15 protein-coding genes are annotated in these 14753 nt (G+C 63.5%); 7 read left to right on the forward strand and 8 right to left on the reverse strand.

All coding sequences use genetic code 11. The annotated features are described in order from the left end of the window. Window positions 1-16: 16 nt before the first annotated feature. Window positions 17-277, forward strand: a complete 261-nt coding sequence (locus ASD64_RS08955) for a DUF3297 family protein (RefSeq protein ID WP_056103882.1) — start codon at window positions 17-19, stop codon at window positions 275-277. On the opposite strand, the gene ASD64_RS08960 is transcribed toward ASD64_RS08955, so the two are convergent. Both ASD64_RS08960 and ASD64_RS08965 read right to left on the reverse strand, forming a co-directional pair. After that, on the reverse strand, window positions 274-567 hold the full coding sequence (locus ASD64_RS08960) for an acylphosphatase (protein WP_274533356.1): 294 nt from the start codon (window positions 565-567) through the stop codon (window positions 274-276). The genes ASD64_RS08955 and ASD64_RS08960 overlap by 4 nt on opposite strands. Continuing rightward, on the reverse strand, window positions 564-1931 hold the full coding sequence (locus ASD64_RS08965; protein ID WP_056103888.1) for a cytochrome P450: 1368 nt from the start codon (window positions 1929-1931) through the stop codon (window positions 564-566). Before ASD64_RS08965 ends, ASD64_RS08960 begins: the two co-directional genes overlap by 4 nt. Before the next feature lie 158 nt (window positions 1932-2089). Between ASD64_RS08965 and ASD64_RS08970 the strand changes: the two genes are divergently transcribed. Together ASD64_RS08970 and gyrB are read left to right on the forward strand one after the other, a co-directional pair. Beyond that, window positions 2090-2659, forward strand: coding sequence for an NADPH-dependent FMN reductase (locus ASD64_RS08970; RefSeq protein WP_056103891.1), 570 nt, complete (start codon window positions 2090-2092; stop codon window positions 2657-2659). Between the two features lie 172 nt (window positions 2660-2831). Continuing rightward, a complete protein-coding gene (gene gyrB, locus ASD64_RS08975; protein WP_056103894.1) occupies window positions 2832-5303 on the forward strand; it encodes a DNA topoisomerase (ATP-hydrolyzing) subunit B in 2472 nt (823 codons plus the stop codon). An 80-nt stretch (window positions 5304-5383) separates the two neighbouring features. Here gyrB and ASD64_RS08980 read toward each other — a convergent pair whose 3' ends face one another. Both ASD64_RS08980 and efp read right to left on the reverse strand, forming a co-directional pair. Continuing rightward, window positions 5384-6151: a transporter substrate-binding domain-containing protein gene (locus ASD64_RS08980; RefSeq protein WP_156460084.1), complete on the reverse strand. Its 768-nt coding sequence runs from the start codon at window positions 6149-6151 to the stop codon at window positions 5384-5386. 176 nt (window positions 6152-6327) lie between these two features. Further along, window positions 6328-6945, reverse strand: coding sequence for an elongation factor P (gene efp, locus ASD64_RS08985; RefSeq protein ID WP_156460085.1), 618 nt, complete (start codon window positions 6943-6945; stop codon window positions 6328-6330). Window positions 6946-7011: 66 nt separating this feature from the next. On the opposite strand from efp, the gene epmA reads away from it, so the two are divergent. Together epmA and ASD64_RS08995 are read left to right on the forward strand one after the other, a co-directional pair. Next, entirely contained in the window at window positions 7012-8079 is a 1068-nt protein-coding gene (gene epmA / locus ASD64_RS08990; RefSeq protein WP_056103901.1) for an EF-P lysine aminoacylase EpmA, read from the forward strand. Window positions 8080-8288: 209 nt separating this feature from the next. Beyond that, complete coding sequence (locus ASD64_RS08995; protein WP_056104978.1) at window positions 8289-9206, forward strand: hypothetical protein; 918 nt, start codon at window positions 8289-8291, stop codon at window positions 9204-9206. Window positions 9207-9286: 80 nt separating this feature from the next. Here ASD64_RS08995 and ASD64_RS09000 read toward each other — a convergent pair whose 3' ends face one another. The 4 genes from ASD64_RS09000 to ASD64_RS09015 all read right to left on the reverse strand — a co-directional run bounded on the left by ASD64_RS09000 (window position 9287) and on the right by ASD64_RS09015 (window position 12700). Further along, window positions 9287-10687: an NAD(P)(+) transhydrogenase (Re/Si-specific) subunit beta gene (locus ASD64_RS09000; RefSeq protein WP_056103904.1), complete on the reverse strand. Its 1401-nt coding sequence runs from the start codon at window positions 10685-10687 to the stop codon at window positions 9287-9289. A 1-nt stretch (window position 10688) separates the two neighbouring features. Then, window positions 10689-11111 carry a proton-translocating transhydrogenase family protein gene (locus tag ASD64_RS09005; protein ID WP_056103907.1) on the reverse strand — a complete coding sequence of 141 codons (423 nt, stop codon included), beginning with the start codon at window positions 11109-11111 and terminating at the stop codon, window positions 10689-10691. A 2-nt stretch (window positions 11112-11113) separates the two neighbouring features. Further along, on the reverse strand, window positions 11114-12394 hold the full coding sequence (locus tag ASD64_RS09010; RefSeq protein WP_056103911.1) for a Re/Si-specific NAD(P)(+) transhydrogenase subunit alpha: 1281 nt from the start codon (window positions 12392-12394) through the stop codon (window positions 11114-11116). Window positions 12395-12475: 81 nt separating this feature from the next. Then, window positions 12476-12700, reverse strand: a complete 225-nt coding sequence (locus ASD64_RS09015) for an aa3-type cytochrome c oxidase subunit IV (protein ID WP_056103914.1) — start codon at window positions 12698-12700, stop codon at window positions 12476-12478. Between the two features lie 172 nt (window positions 12701-12872). Here ASD64_RS09015 and ASD64_RS09020 point away from each other — a divergent pair, with 172 nt between their 5' ends. Further along, complete coding sequence (locus ASD64_RS09020) at window positions 12873-13490, forward strand: LysE family translocator (RefSeq protein WP_056104980.1); 618 nt, start codon at window positions 12873-12875, stop codon at window positions 13488-13490. A 278-nt stretch (window positions 13491-13768) separates the two neighbouring features. Further along, entirely contained in the window at window positions 13769-14749 is a 981-nt protein-coding gene (gene cysK, locus ASD64_RS09025) for a cysteine synthase A (protein WP_056103917.1), read from the forward strand. The last annotated feature ends 4 nt before the right edge of the window (window positions 14750-14753 follow it).

Genomic DNA, 14753 nt, shown 5'->3' on the forward strand with positions numbered 1-14753 from the left:
CTCCCGGAGACTGAAGATGACGCTTCCCGACAGAATGAGCATCGACGAGCGCAGCCCGTTCTACAATGCCGAGGCGCTTGAGCGCGGCGTCGGCATCCTCTTCAACGGCAAGGAGCGGCAGGATGTCAGCGAATATTGCGTCAGCGAGGGCTGGATACGCGTCGCCACCCCGAAATCCAAGGATCGCTATGGCCAACCGCTGACCATCAAGCTGAAGGGCGAAGTGAAGCCTTTCGTCAAGGAATACGCAGCGCACCGGGTCAACATCACCGGCTAGACGGTGATGCGGAACCCGCCCTGCGCAACGGCATTATCCGTCGCCTCTGCCCTGACATCGGCCACGACCGCCCCGCGCGGCCCTTGCCAAAACCGCTCCAGCATTGCCGTGACCGCGTCATCCGGTCCGGCTATGAGTGCCGCGACTGAGCCGTCCGGTTCGTTGCGCACCCAGCCGTCGAGGCCAAGCCGCTTGGCTTCGCCCTGCGTCCAGAAGCGGAAGCTCACGCCCTGCACGCGCCCGGTGACGCGCACCAGCATGGCTCGAGTGTTCGCGGTTTCGCGTGTCAACGCCGTGTCACCCGCATCGGCAGGCCGCCTTGCGGCTGTGTCGTCAGCTTCTGCACCGGCCATGGCTTCGTCTCGGCGGTCGCATCGAAGCGGAAGCGCGACAACAAAATGGCAAGCGCGATGATCGCCTCCTGCATGGCGAAGCTTGCGCCGATGCAGACGCGCGGCCCCGCACCGAACGGCAGATACTGGAAGCGGTCGATCTTTTCGCGGTTTCCCGGATGGAAGCGCTCGGGCATGAAGGCGTCTGGCCTATCCCACAGCTTGCGGTGGCGATGGATGACCCACGGCATCACCAGCACCGCTGCTTTCGGCGGGATGTACAGATCCTTGTAGTGCTCCGGTTCGATCGGCTCGCGGTTGATCGAGGGGGCGGGTGGATAGAGCCTGAGCGCCTCGTCGAAGGCGGCGCGGGTCAGCGGCATGGCGTCCAGCCATCTGGTCGGATCTGGTTCGCTGGCCAGCACCGCGTCGATCTCTCGTTCGATCGGCTCGCGCTCCCACGGCGCTTCGGCCAGGCAATAAAGTGTCCATCCGAGCGCACGCGCCGTGGTTTCGTGGCCGGCCCCGATGAAGGTGATGATGTTGTCCTCGATCTCCGCGCGCGTCAGCCCGTCCTGTCCCTCGGCGCGCAACAGCAGCGTCAGAAAGTCCTGCGGCGCGCCGCCCGGATCACGCTTCAGCCGCGCCTCGCGCATCGACACCGTGTCGGTGACGATCTTGCGGAAATAGGCCATGGTCTTGCGTCCGCGAATGCGGGTCAGGCGCGGCATCCAGTCGGGCGCGCGCAGAAGGTCGAGCGGATCGACCCGGCCCATGGTTTCCAGCAGGCGGTCTATATCCTGCGCGAACGTGCCTTTCTCACCGGCGATCTCGCCCGAAAACAGCGTTTCGGCCAGGATATCGTAGGTCAGCATGGTCATGTCGTGGGCGATGTCGGAGACCACGCCGTCTTCGTAGCGCTCCACGAATTCCAGCGTCCGTTTCAGCATCGGCTGCGCAAAGCCGAAGATGTTGCGCGGCGTGAACACCGGCGCCATCGCCTTGCGCGAGCGCTTCCACACCTCTCCCTCGGCGGTCAGCAGGCCGTCGCGCAGAATCGGGCGCAGAATCTTCTGGCGCACCGCCGCCATCTTGTAGTTCTTGGCGTTGTCCACCAGAACGTGCCGGATCAGGCCCGGATCGTTGGCAATCACCAGCGGTCCTCCCACTCCGGTCACCGAAATCCACGGTTCGTTGTAGGAAGGCTCTCCCCACAGTTCGAGCGGATTGCTGTAGACAATGCGGATCATCTCCAGCGTCGAAGGCGGCACGGAGCGCGGCTTCGGCGCCGGCGGCACGAATGGGGCAGGTTTTGCGTCCATGGTCTGCTCCCTTCAAGCGCCGAATGTAGGAGGCGGCGGGCAAGGCGTCCATAGGGCGGGCGGCGTGCGGTTACGCAAAGGTGCCTTCTTGAAGGTGGGGCTGTTGGCCTCTATTTCACGGTCACCATAAGATACTGCCATTGAAAAGGGATTCAGCCTTGAAGCATCGCCTCGCCATCATCATCGGTTCGACACGTCCGGGTCGCGCCGGTCCCGTTTTTGCAGAATGGCTGGAGGCATTTGCGCGTCAGCACGACAAGTTCGAGCCGGTCGTCACCGATATCGCGGCTTTCGACCTGCCGCTGCTGGACGAGCCGCATCATCCGAGGCTCGGCAAATACGAGAAGGAGCACACCAGGGCCTGGTCGAAGGCAATCGACGCTGCCGATGCCTTCGTCTTCGTGACCCCGGAATACAATTACTACGCCGCGCCCGCGATCGTGAACGCGGTCGACTACCTGTCGCGCGAGTGGCAATACAAGCCGGCGTCGTTCTTGAGCTATGGCGGCGTGTCCGGCGGCCTGCGCTCCGTGCAGGCGGTGAAGCCGCTGCTCACCACGGTCAAGATCATGCCGATCCCCGAAGCCGTCGCGGTGCCGGCCTACCAGAAGAGCCTCGATGAAGACGGTGTTTTCCAGCCGTCCGAGCATGCTGTTTCCGGCGCGGGCGCAATGCTGGACGAACTCCATCGCTGGAGTTTGGCTCTGAAGCCGATGCGCGCCGGATAGCCGCTCGTTTCAAAGCCGGCGGGCGCGCGGCCGCCACCTGGCATGGCCTGTGGTCAAATGCCCGGAAAGCTTGGAAAATCGCCCCCAAACGCCTATATCTACAGGTATCAGACAGCGCGATTCGGGGCAGGTTTTTCGCGCATCCCGTACGGCTTCGAGAAAACAGGTTTTCATGAGCGAACAGTCCGAGAACGACAACGGCGCGCAGGCCGAATACGGTGCCGATTCCATCAAGGTTTTGAAGGGGTTGGACGCCGTCCGCAAGCGGCCCGGCATGTATATCGGCGACACTGACGACGGTTCCGGCCTTCACCACATGGTCTACGAGGTGGTCGACAACGCCATCGATGAGGCATTGGCCGGGCACGCCGACCTCGTCACCGTGGCGCTCAATCCCGACGGATCGGTGACCGTCATCGACAATGGGCGCGGCATTCCGACTGCCATTCACACCGGCGAAGGCATTTCGGCCGCCGAAGTGATCATGACGCAGTTGCATGCCGGCGGCAAATTCGACCAGAATTCCTACAAGGTTTCCGGCGGCCTGCACGGTGTCGGCGTTTCCGTGGTCAACGCACTGTCCTTGTGGCTGAGGATGAAGATCCGCCGCCACGGCCAGATCCACGAAATGAGCTTCACTCATGGCAATTCGGACGCGCCGCTTTGCGTCACCGGAACCTATGAGGAGAACAATCTGCCTGGCACCTATGAGGGCCGCAGCGGGACCGAGATTTCATTCTTTCCCTCGACCGACACGTTCACGATGGTCGACTTCGATTTCGAAACGCTGGAACACCGGCTGCGCGAACTGGCCTTCCTCAACTCGGGCGTGCGTATCCTGCTGACCGACAAGCGGCACGCCGATGTGGTGCAGCGGGAACTGCATTATGACGGCGGCCTGGAAGAATTCGTCAAATATCTCGACCGCTCCAAGAAGCCGCTGCTCGACAAGCCAATCGCCATCCGCGCCGAGCGCGACGGCATCACCGTCGAGGTGGCGATGTGGTGGAACGACAGCTACCACGAGAACGTGCTGGCCTTCACCAACAACATTCCGCAGCGCGACGGCGGCACCCATCTGGCCGGATTCCGCGGCGCGCTGACCAGGCAGGTGACCGGCTATGGAGAAAGCTCCGGCCTCACCAAGAAGGAAAAGGTCGGCCTGATCGGCGACGACTGCCGCGAAGGGCTGACGGCGGTGCTTTCGGTGAAGGTTCCCGATCCGAAATTCTCATCTCAGACCAAGGACAAGCTGGTCTCGTCGGAGGTGCGCCCGGTGGTCGAAGGTCTCGTCAACGAGGCGCTCGGCACCTGGCTGGAAGAACATCCGGCCGAGGGCAAGGTGGTGATCGAGAAGGTCATCCAGGCGGCGGCGGCTCGCGAGGCGGCGCGCAAGGCGCGCGACATCACCCGCAAGAGCACGCTAAGCGTCACCTCGTTGCCGGGCAAGCTGGCCGACTGTCAGGAAAAAGACCCCGCCAAGTCGGAACTGTTCATTGTCGAGGGCGACTCGGCTGGCGGTTCGGCCAAGGGCGGGCGCTCGCGCCAGAACCAGGCGATCCTGCCGCTACGCGGCAAGATTCTCAACGTCGAGCGGGCGCGCTTCGACCGCATGCTCGGCTCCGAGATGATCGGCACGCTGATCACCGCGCTCGGCACCTCGATCGGCAAGGACGAGTTCAATGCCGACAAGCTGCGCTATCACAAGATCATCCTGATGACCGACGCCGACGTCGACGGCGCTCACATCCGCACACTCTTGCTCACCTTCTTCTTCCGCCAGATGCCGGAACTGATCGAGCGCGGCCACCTCTTCATCGCCCAGCCGCCGCTCTACAAAGTTTCGCGCGGCAAGAGTTCGCAATATCTGAAGGACGAGGGCGCCCTCGAGGAATACCTCATCGGCATAGGGTTGGAGGAGGCGTCGTTGACGCTGGGCTCTGGCGAAGTCCGCACCGGACAGGACTTGCGGTCGGTCATCGATGACGCGCTGACGGTGCGGCAGCTCATCAACGGCCTGCACACGCGCTACAGCCATGCCGTGGTCGAACAGGCAGCAATTGCCGGCGGCCTTAGTCCGGAAGCCTTTGTCGATCTCGCCCATGCCAACCAGATGGCCGAGCGGATCGCAGGGCGTCTCGACATCATCGCCGAGGACACCGAGCGCGGCTGGACCGGCCGCATGTCGACCTCGAACGAAGGCGTCGGCGGCTATGTGTTCGAGCGCACCGTGCGCAGCGTCAAGGAATATGCGCATCTCGATCTCGCGCTGATCAACTCCGCCGATGCGCGCCAGCTCGACCGTTATGCGCCGCGCCTCGGCGAAGTCTATGACCAGCCGCCGGTGCTGCGCCGCAAGGATGTTCACGAGACGATCTCGGGACCGCTCGCCTTGCTCAACGCTGTCTTCGCCACCGGCCGCAAGGGCCTCACCATGCAGCGCTACAAGGGTCTTGGCGAAATGAATGCCGAGCAGCTTTGGGAAACCACGCTGGACCCCAATGTGCGTTCGCTTCTGCGGGTCAAGGTCAACGATGCCGCCGGCGCCGATTCGCTGTTCTCGCGCCTGATGGGTGACGAGGTCGAGCCGCGCCGCGAATTCATCCAGGACAACGCCCTGAGCGTCGCCAATCTCGACATCTGATTGTCTGGCATGATTGCCTTCTCACCCGGTCCGCATTGCGGATCGGGTGAGCAAGCGCCGCGTGTTTCGCAGCGAGAGGTCTACTGCGGCCGCAGTTCGAAGCTGAAATATTTGTCCGCGATCGTCTTGAAGGTGCCGTTGGCGATGATGCCGTCGAGCGCGGTGTTGATGCCGTCGGCGAGCGCTGCCTCGTCCTTGCGCACCGCAATGCCGATCTCGGTGCCGAGCGCGGCATCGGTGATGTTGCCGCCGATCTGCTCATAGGCGCCAACCCCGCCGTTCGCTTCCATCCACGGCACCATGGCCGGTGCTTCTGCGAACACGGCGTCCAGCCGGCCGTTCTGGAAATCGAGGAACATCTCGTCGCTCGACGGATAGCCGTGAAGCTCGATGGCGTTGCCGAACTGGTCGCGCAGCCAGTGTTCGTGCGTGGTGGCGGCCTGGACGCCGATGGCCCGGTCTTTCAGGCCTTCACTGGAGAAATTGAGGCCGCTCCCCTTGTTGGCGATCATCATGCCGTAGGAGAAATAGTAGGGCTTTGAAAACAGAACCTGTTGCTTGCGCTCGGCGGTAATGGTCATCGACGACATGAGCACGTCGAACTTGCCCGCCTGCAGCGCGGGGATGAGGCCATCCCACTGCACCACGACCCACTCGCATCGGCGCTGGAGCCGCGGGCAGATCGCCTCGCCGACATCGACATCGAAGCCCTCGACCTTGCCGGCCGCATCGACGGAATTGAACGGCGGGTAGGCACCCTCAACCCCCATCTTCAGCGGCGGGTCATCGGCTCGCGTTGCGGTGCTTGCCAGAATGAGACCTAACGCAATGAGGGCGGTTAGCTTCACTGTTTTTCCTTGTTTGGCTTGTTGTTGCGTACCGGCGTGACGAAGCTGGGCCCTGGAAACGTTCGGCGTTCAGCAACGCCGCCCGTCCTGCCAAGTGCCCGCACTTCTGTTAATTTAGAATGTACGCATAATACAACCCGGAAATCGATCCCGACTTCCGGGCTAAGCCCCTGGTCTTAGTCTTTGGCGCGTTCCACATAGGCGCCATCGGCGGTCATGACGACGATGCGCGTACCCACGGCGATGTGGGGCGGGACGGTGGTTTTCACGCCGTTCGAAAGGATCGCCGGCTTGTAGGAAGACGAGGCGGTCTGGCCCTTGGTGGTCGGCTCGGTGTCGACGACTTCGTAGATGGCGCGCTGCGGCAGGACCAGCGCGATGCCGACGCCTTCATACACCGACAGCGTTACCGCCATACCTTCCTGCAGATAGGGAGCCTGGTCGCCCACCACGTCCTCGGTCACGGCGACCTGGTCGTAGGTTTCCGGGTTCATGAAATGGAAGCCTTCGCCGTCATGATAGAGGAACGTATGTTCGCGATCCTCGACATGGGCGCGCTCGACCTGTTCGGTCGTGCGGTAGCGTTCGGAAACCTTCACGCCGTCGGAAATGCGGCGCATGTCGAGTTGGGTGACCGGCGTGCCCTTGCCAGGATGGATATTCTCGGCAAAGAGGATCACATAGAGCTTGCCGTCTCTTTCGACGACATTGCCTTTACGGAGGGAACTGGCAATTACCTTCACAAGCGTTCTTCCTGAAATATTGCGTTGCGGCCAATCGGCTGTCGCAGCCATCGTGCGCGCTTTACCCTATCCGCGCGGCAATCGCCAGCCACCCCTTGAACCCGTGTCCGCACAATCATGATCGAAGCTTCGCCCTGGTGGACACCGCATGTCCACGCCGACCGCCGGCCGCGCCTTTTGCTGCGCAACAGGGTTGCCGCCGCGATCCGCAGCTTTCTGGCCGATCAGGACTTCATCGAGATCGATGCTGCCGCCCTTCAGATATCGCCCGGCAATGAAACCCACCTCAGTGCCTTTGCCACCGCGGAAATCCGCTCCGACGGCACCGCGCAACCGTTCTATCTGCACACCTCGCCGGAATTCGCCTGCAAGAAACTGCTGGCGGCAGGCGAAAAGCGCATCTTCAGCTTCGGTCCGGTCTGGCGCAATCGCGAGCGCAGCGCCCTTCATCATCCCGAATTCACCATGCTGGAATGGTATCGCGTCGGTGAATCCTATCAAAGCCTGATGCAGGATTGCGCCGCGCTACTTTCGCTCGCCGCAGAAAAGGCCGGCGCCGCCCGCTTCTCGTTCAGGAACCGCGAGGCCGATCCCCATGCCGAGCCGGAGCGACTGACGGTTGCCGAAGCGTTCGACCGTCATGCCGGCATCGACCTGCTTTCGACCGTCGCGCCAGACGGATCGACGGATCGCGACACCCTTCATGCCGCTCTGGTCAAGTCTGGCCTGCGCACCGCGCCCGACGACACCTGGTCCGACCTTTACAGCCGCGTCATGGTGGAGTGCGTCGAACCGGCGCTGGGCATCGGCCGCGCCACCGTGCTTTGCGAATATCCAATCGTCGAGGCTGCCCTTGCGCGCCCCGCGCCGCACGACCCGCGCGTGGCCGAGCGCTTCGAGCTTTACTGCTGCGGCGTCGAACTTGCCAACGGCTTCGGCGAACTCACCGATCCTGTCGAACAGCGCAAGCGCTTCGAGGCCGACATGGACGAGAAGGAGCGCATCTATGGCGAGCGCTACCCGATTGACGAGGGTTTCCTGTCGGCTCTCGCCATCATGCCGGAGGCCAGCGGCATTGCATTGGGCTTCGATCGGCTGGTGATGCTGGCTGTGGGTGCAGCCCGCATCGAGGACGTCATCTGGACGCCGGTCGCGGATCCGGCCGTGGCGTCCACGAAGGTCTAGCACCCACCTCACCGCCCCGCTGAGGGGAAACCCGGACTGCAATGATTTGGCCTGCCGCGGAACAGAAGTCCGACCGGCGCATTATGCCGGTGTCACAGGCTTTTTCTTTCAGGAGGTTTTTTATGGGTCGCGGTATTCTACTCTGGCTACTTGGGATTCCGATCCCGATCATCATCCTCATCCTCCTTTTCGTGCGGTAGGTGGATGCCATGCAGTCAACCGTCTCCGCAGTGGAACTCGCTACCCCGACAGAATCGTCGTCGCCCGCCGTCAGTTGGGGGCCGATCATCGCCGGCGCTTTCGCGGCCGCGACGCTGACATTCGTCCTGATGCTGCTCGGCTCCGGTCTTGGCCTTTCCATGGTGTCGCCATGGTCTGGCTCGGGCGCAAGCGTCACCACCTTCGCCGTTTCCACCGCCGTCTGGCTGATCGTCGTGCAATGGCTGTCGTCCGGCTTCGGCGGTTATCTGACCGGACGGCTTCGCACCAGATGGGTGGGTATCCATACCGACGAGACCTATTTTCGAGATACTGCCCATGGTTTCCTGGCGTGGGCGCTCGCCACGCTTTTGATGGTCGGGGTTTTGGGTTCCGCCCTTACCTCCGTCATAGGCGGCGGCGTGCAGGCGGCTTCGACCGTCGTCTCGGGGGCCGCACAGGGCGCATCGACAGTGGCGGCATCAAGCGGCGCCGGCGAACAGGCAGGCGACGCAACGTCCTACTTCATCGATTCGCTGTTCCGGCCGGCCGACGCATCCAGGCTGTCGGCTCCCGGTGCCGAGGGCGACGCGGCGGCAACCGCGCAAGCCTCGCGCATCCTCATTGCCAGCGCGGCTGAAGGCCAGGTCTCCGACGAAGACAAGGCCTATCTGGCCCAGCTTGTAGCGTCACGGACCGGCCTTTCGGCAGCGGACGCCACGGCGCGGGTGGATGCGATGCTTGCCAGGGTGGCGGACGCCAAGGTCAAGGCCCAGCAGGCCGCCGATACGGCCCGCAAGGCAGGCGCCACCTTCTCGCTGATCGGCGCTCTGTCGCTGGTCATCGGCGCGTTCATCGCCAGTGCCGCTGCGGTCCTCGGCGGCCGCCAGCGTGACGACGACGAGGCGCTCTTCCTGAGCAGACGCTAGAGCCGCTCTATGCGTTACGACATCCGACAAAAAAGCCCGGCGGAGATGCCGGGCTTTTTCGTGGTCGTGATCCGGGCTGTTCAGTGATCGAACGCCTTGACGATTTCCTCGGTCATCTTCTTGGCATCGCCGAGCAGCATCATGGTGCCGTCCTTGTAGAACAGCGTGTTGTCGATGCCGGCATAGCCGGAGCCGAGCGAGCGCTTGACGAACAGGCAGGTGCGGGCCTTGTCGACCTCGAGGATCGGCATGCCGTAGATCGGCGAGGATTTGTCGTCGCGCGCCGAAGGGTTGGTCACGTCGTTGGCGCCGATGACATAGGCGACGTCGGCCTGCGCGAACTCGGAGTTGATGTCCTCCAGTTCGAACACCTCGTCGTAAGGCACGTTGGCCTCGGCCAGAAGCACGTTCATGTGGCCGGGCATGCGGCCGGCGACCGGGTGGATGGCGTATTTGACCTCGACGCCGTTGGCCTTGAGCTTGTCGGCCATTTCGCGCAGCGCGTGCTGCGCCTGCGCCACCGCCATGCCGTAGCCGGGCACGATGATGACCTTTTGCGCATTCATCATCAGGTAGGCGGCATCGTCCGCCGAACCCTGCTTGACGGTGCGCTCGATGCCGTCGTCGCTGCTGGCGGCGGCCGTCTCGCCGCCGAAGCCGCCGAGGATGACCGAGATGAAGGAACGGTTCATGCCCTTGCACATGATGTAGGACAGGATCGCACCGGAGGAGCCGACCAGCGCGCCGGTGATGATCAGCGCCAGGTTGCCCAGCGTGAAGCCGAGTGCCGCCGCCGCCCAGCCCGAATAGGAGTTCAGCATCGAGATGACGACCGGCATGTCGGCGCCGCCGATGGGGACGATGAGCAGCACGCCGAGCACCAGCGACGCAGCCACGATCAGCCAGAAGATGGTGTAGCTTTGCGTGGTCACCAGAAGCACGATCAGCACGATGAGCGCTGCGCCGAGCGCGATGTTGATGAGGTGGCGCGCCGGCAGCATGATCGGCTTGCCGGACATGCGCCCGTCGAGCTTGAGGAAGGCGATGACCGAGCCGGTGAAGGTGATGGCGCCGATGGCGACGCCAAGGCTCATCTCGACCAGTGCTTGGCCGTGGATGGCCCCAACCGTGCCGATGCCGAAGCTCTCTGGCGCATAGATGGCAGCCGCTGCCACCATCACGGCGGCGAGGCCGACGAGGCTGTGGAAGGCGGCGACGAGCTGCGGCATCGAGGTCATGGCTATGCGCCGTGCGATGACCGCGCCGACGCCGCCGCCGATGGCAAGCCCGATCAGGATGAGGCCGAGGCCGCCGGCCGAAGGCAGCGCCAGCGCCAGCGTGGTGACGATGGCGATGGCCATGCCGATCATGCCGTAGGTGTTGCCCTTGCGGCTGGTGGTCGGGTGCGACAGGCCGCGCAGCGCCAGGATGAACAGGATGCCGGAGACGAGATAGAGGAAGGAAGCGAGGTTCACGGACACGTCACTTTTCCTTCTTCTTGTACATGGCTAGCATGCGCTGGGTGACCAGGAAGCCGCCGAAGATGTTGACCGAGGCAAGCACCAGGGCCGTGAAGCCGAAGCCGGTGGCAAGGCCGGAGGCCGAGATGCCGACCGCCAGCAGTGCGCCGACCACGATCACCGAGGAGATGGCGTTGGTGACGGCCATCAGCGGCGTGTGCAGCGCCGGCGTCACCGACCACACCACATAGTAGCCGACGAAGATCGCCAGGACGAAGATGGCGAAACGGAACACGAACGGGTCGATCGCCCCGCCCGACAGCGCATGCGCCGCATCGCCTGCTGCATCGGCGGCGCTGGGAGCGCTGGCCAGATCCTGCGCCGCCATGCGCACGGCGGCGATGGCCTGGTCGAGTTGGTCGAGCGCTTTCTGCAAGGTTTCCATCGTCAGGCCCCCTTCGATTTTGCAGCGGCAGGTTTCTTCGGCGCTGCCGGTTTCTTCGCGGCTGCCGCTTTCGGCGCTGCCGGCTTCTTCGCAGCTTCGGCCTTGGCCGGTTTGGCAGCGGGAGCAGGCTGCGCCACAGCCGCCTGTTCCTTGCCGGCGAAGGCCGCATGCACGATGCGGCCGCCGTCGGTCAGCATCGTCGCCTTGACCAGTTCGTCGTCGCGGTTGATGGCGATCTGCTTGCTGTCCTTGTCGATCATCGTTTCGAGGAAGGCATAAAGGTTCTTGGCGTAAAGCAGCGAGGCGGACGCCGCGATGCGTCCGGCCACGTTGAGATGGCCGACGATCTTGACGCCATTGGCGGTGGTGGCGACCTTGCCGGGCACCGCGCCCTCGACATTGCCGCCGCGCTCGACCGCCAGGTCGACGATCACCGAGCCGGGCTTCATCGAAGCGACCATCGCCGCCGAGATCAGCTTGGGGGCCGGGCGGCCGGGGATCAGCGCGGTGGTGATGACGATGTCCTGCTTGGCGATATGCTCGGCCGTCAGCGCCGCTTGCTTCGCCTGGTATTCCTTCGACATTTCCTTGGCGTAGCCGCCGGCCGTCTCGGCTGCCTTGAATTCCTCGTCCTCGACGGCAAGGAATTTTGCGCCCAGCGACTGAACCTGTTCCTTCACGGCGGGGCGAACGTCGGTCGCGGTCACCACCGCGCCCAGCCGGCGCGCCGTGGCGATCGCCTGCAGGCCGGCGACGCCGACGCCCATGATGAAGATCTTTGCCGCCGGAACCGTGCCCGCCGCCGTCATCATCATCGGCAGCGCCCGGTCATACTCGCCAGCCCCGTCGATCACCGCCTGGTAGCCGGCGAGGTTGGCCTGGCTGGAGAGAACGTCCATCACCTGTGCGCGGGTGATGCGCGGCATGAACTCCATGGCGAATGCGGTCACGCCCGCCTTGGCAAGGGCAGCGACCGCTGCCTCGTTGCCGTAAGGGTCCATGGTGGCCAGCACTGCAGCGCCCTTTTTGTAGCCCTTGAGTTCGGCCTCGTTCGGGCGGCGCACCTTTAGCACCACGTCCGCCTTCGCGGCATCCGATGCCTTGCCGGTCTTGGCCCCGGCTTTGGCGAACTCCTCGTCGGGAATGCGCGACAGCGTGCCGGCGCCCGCCTCGACGATCACGTCGAAGCCAAGCCCCGCAAGTCGCTTTACCGTATCGGGAGAGGCCCCGACGCGGGTTTCCCCAGCGTCAACCTCTTTGGGTACGAAAATCGTCTGTCCCACCGCATGATCCTTTCGGCTGGAGCCTTGCGCAGGTCGGCGGCGACCTTTGCGGCCACGCCTCAGGCCAAGGAGAGAAAGATTTTATCGCAGGATGAAGGCGCCTACGGCACAGGCCAGCAGAAATACGATAAAGCCGGAAATCGCGCCGCCGACGAAAAAGCCGAAGGCCATTCCGATCAGGGTCGCTGCGCAGCCCAGGGATCCGTATTTAGCCAGAAGCGTGAAGCCGTGATAGGTCCGCTCGTGCTCCGGATAGTCCATGTGAGCACCAAGTTCTACAGGACCGGTCGGCGTATGGTCGGCCATAGGAATACCCCTCCGAAATTGACTCAACGGCACATAGCGAAAACCGCGCTGAAGGGCAATGGCGCTATTGCCGCATCGTTCGCCTGGCTGGCGCAATCGATAGCGCGGCGAAGGAAATTCACAGCAACACGCGTGTGTGGCAAAAGCCTGCTTCGCCGCGAAAGAGAGTACGATGACACTCACAGGATTTCTTGCCTACAGCGCTGCCCTCGGCATCGCCGCCGCCATTCCCGGCCCCGGCGTGACCGCGCTTGTCGCCCGCGCGCTCGGCTCCGGCTTCCGCTCGTCCTTCGCCATGTTCTGGGGCCTGTTGCTCGGCGACCTGTTCTATCTCACCGCTACCGTTCTCGGCCTTGCCTTCGTCGCCCAGCAGTTCGGCATGGTGTTTTTGGCGATCAAGTGGTTCGGCGTGCTTTACCTCGCCTGGCTCGGCTGGCGCTTCTGGAAAGGCGGTATTTCCGCGGAAACGGTGCAGGCCGGCAAGGCCAAGGGTGGTCTGGTGTCGAGCTTTATGGGCGGGCTGACGCTGACGCTCGGCAATCCAAAGACCATGATCTTCTATCTCGCCATCACGCCGACCATCGTCAATCTTCGCGCCATAACCCTTGGCGACTATGCCATTCTCCTGAGCGTCACGGCGCTGATCCTGCTGGTGGTGCTGGTGCCTTACCTTGTGCTGGCGGCCAAGGCGCGCTGGTTCCTGTCCTCGCCGCGCGCCCTCAAGCGTTTGAACCGCACCGCCGCTTCCTTCATGATCGGCGCGGCGGCGGCCATCGCGGCACGACATTGACGGATAGCAGGCGCAAACCGCGAAACAGTTTCAGCCAAAACGAAATGCAGGAATCGGTGGATGGACCAGTCGTCCAAACCCATCCGATATGCGCCGTCAGGGGAACATTATTGCGGGAAGCGCCAAAATAATCCGGAAATGGGACATTTCAGGAAATTCCTTCCCTTGTGCGCAGGCTTTTCAGCACGCTTCCCACTCGGATAGTCTCATTTCGTCGCCTATTTTCGCTATGAACACGTAAAACCAGAAGCCGCCGACTCGATGCGAGAGTGATGCCCATGACCAGATCCGAGGCTTCCGCCCATATTCCCGGCCGTGGCCGTATCTACAATTCGATCACCGAGACGATCGGCGACACGCCGCTGGTGCGGCTGGACCGTTTCGCGAAAGAAAAGGGCATCGTCGCCAATCTTCTGGTCAAGCTGGAGTTCTTCAATCCCATCGCCTCGGTCAAGGACCGCATCGGCGTGGCGATGATCGAGGCGCTGGAGGCAGAGGGCCGCATCAAGCCCGGCAAGACGACGCTGATCGAACCGACTTCGGGCAACACGGGCATCGCGCTCGCCTTTGCCGCCGCCGCCAAGGGATACAAGCTGATCCTCACCATGCCGGAAACCATGTCGGTCGAGCGGCGAAAGATGCTCGCCCTGCTTGGTGCCGAACTCGTGCTCACGGAAGGCGCCAAGGGCATGAAGGGCGCCATCGCCAAGGCCGATGAACTGGCCGCCAAACTGCCCGATGCGGTCATTCCGCAGCAGTTCGAAAATCCGGCCAATCCCGAAATCCATCGCACCACGACTGCCGAGGAAATCTGGAACGACACTGAAGGTGGCGTCGACATCCTGATCGCCGGCATCGGCACCGGCGGCACCATCACCGGCGTCGGCCAGGTGCTGAAGCAGCGCAAGCCGTCGGTCAAGGTGGTGGCGGTCGAGCCTGAAGCCTCCCCGGTTCTGTCGGGCGGTGCGCCAGGGCCGCACAAGATCCAGGGCATTGGTGCTGGCTTCGCCCCAAAAATCCTGGACACGACCGTCTATGACGAGGTGGTGACCGTATCGAACGACGACGCGGTGGCCAATGCGCGCCTTGTCGCGCGGCTTGAAGGGGTGCCGGTCGGCATCTCGTCGGGCGCGGCGCTGCAGGCTGCCATCGTCGTTGGCTCGCGGCCGGAAAACGCCGGCAAGAACATGGTCGTCATCATCCCGTCCTTCGCCGAGCGCTATCTCTCGACCGCCCTGTTCGAAGGCCTCGGCGCCTGATTGG

It is taken from the genome of Mesorhizobium sp. Root157 (assembly GCF_001427385.1).
Lineage (GTDB): Bacteria > Pseudomonadota > Alphaproteobacteria > Rhizobiales > Rhizobiaceae > Mesorhizobium.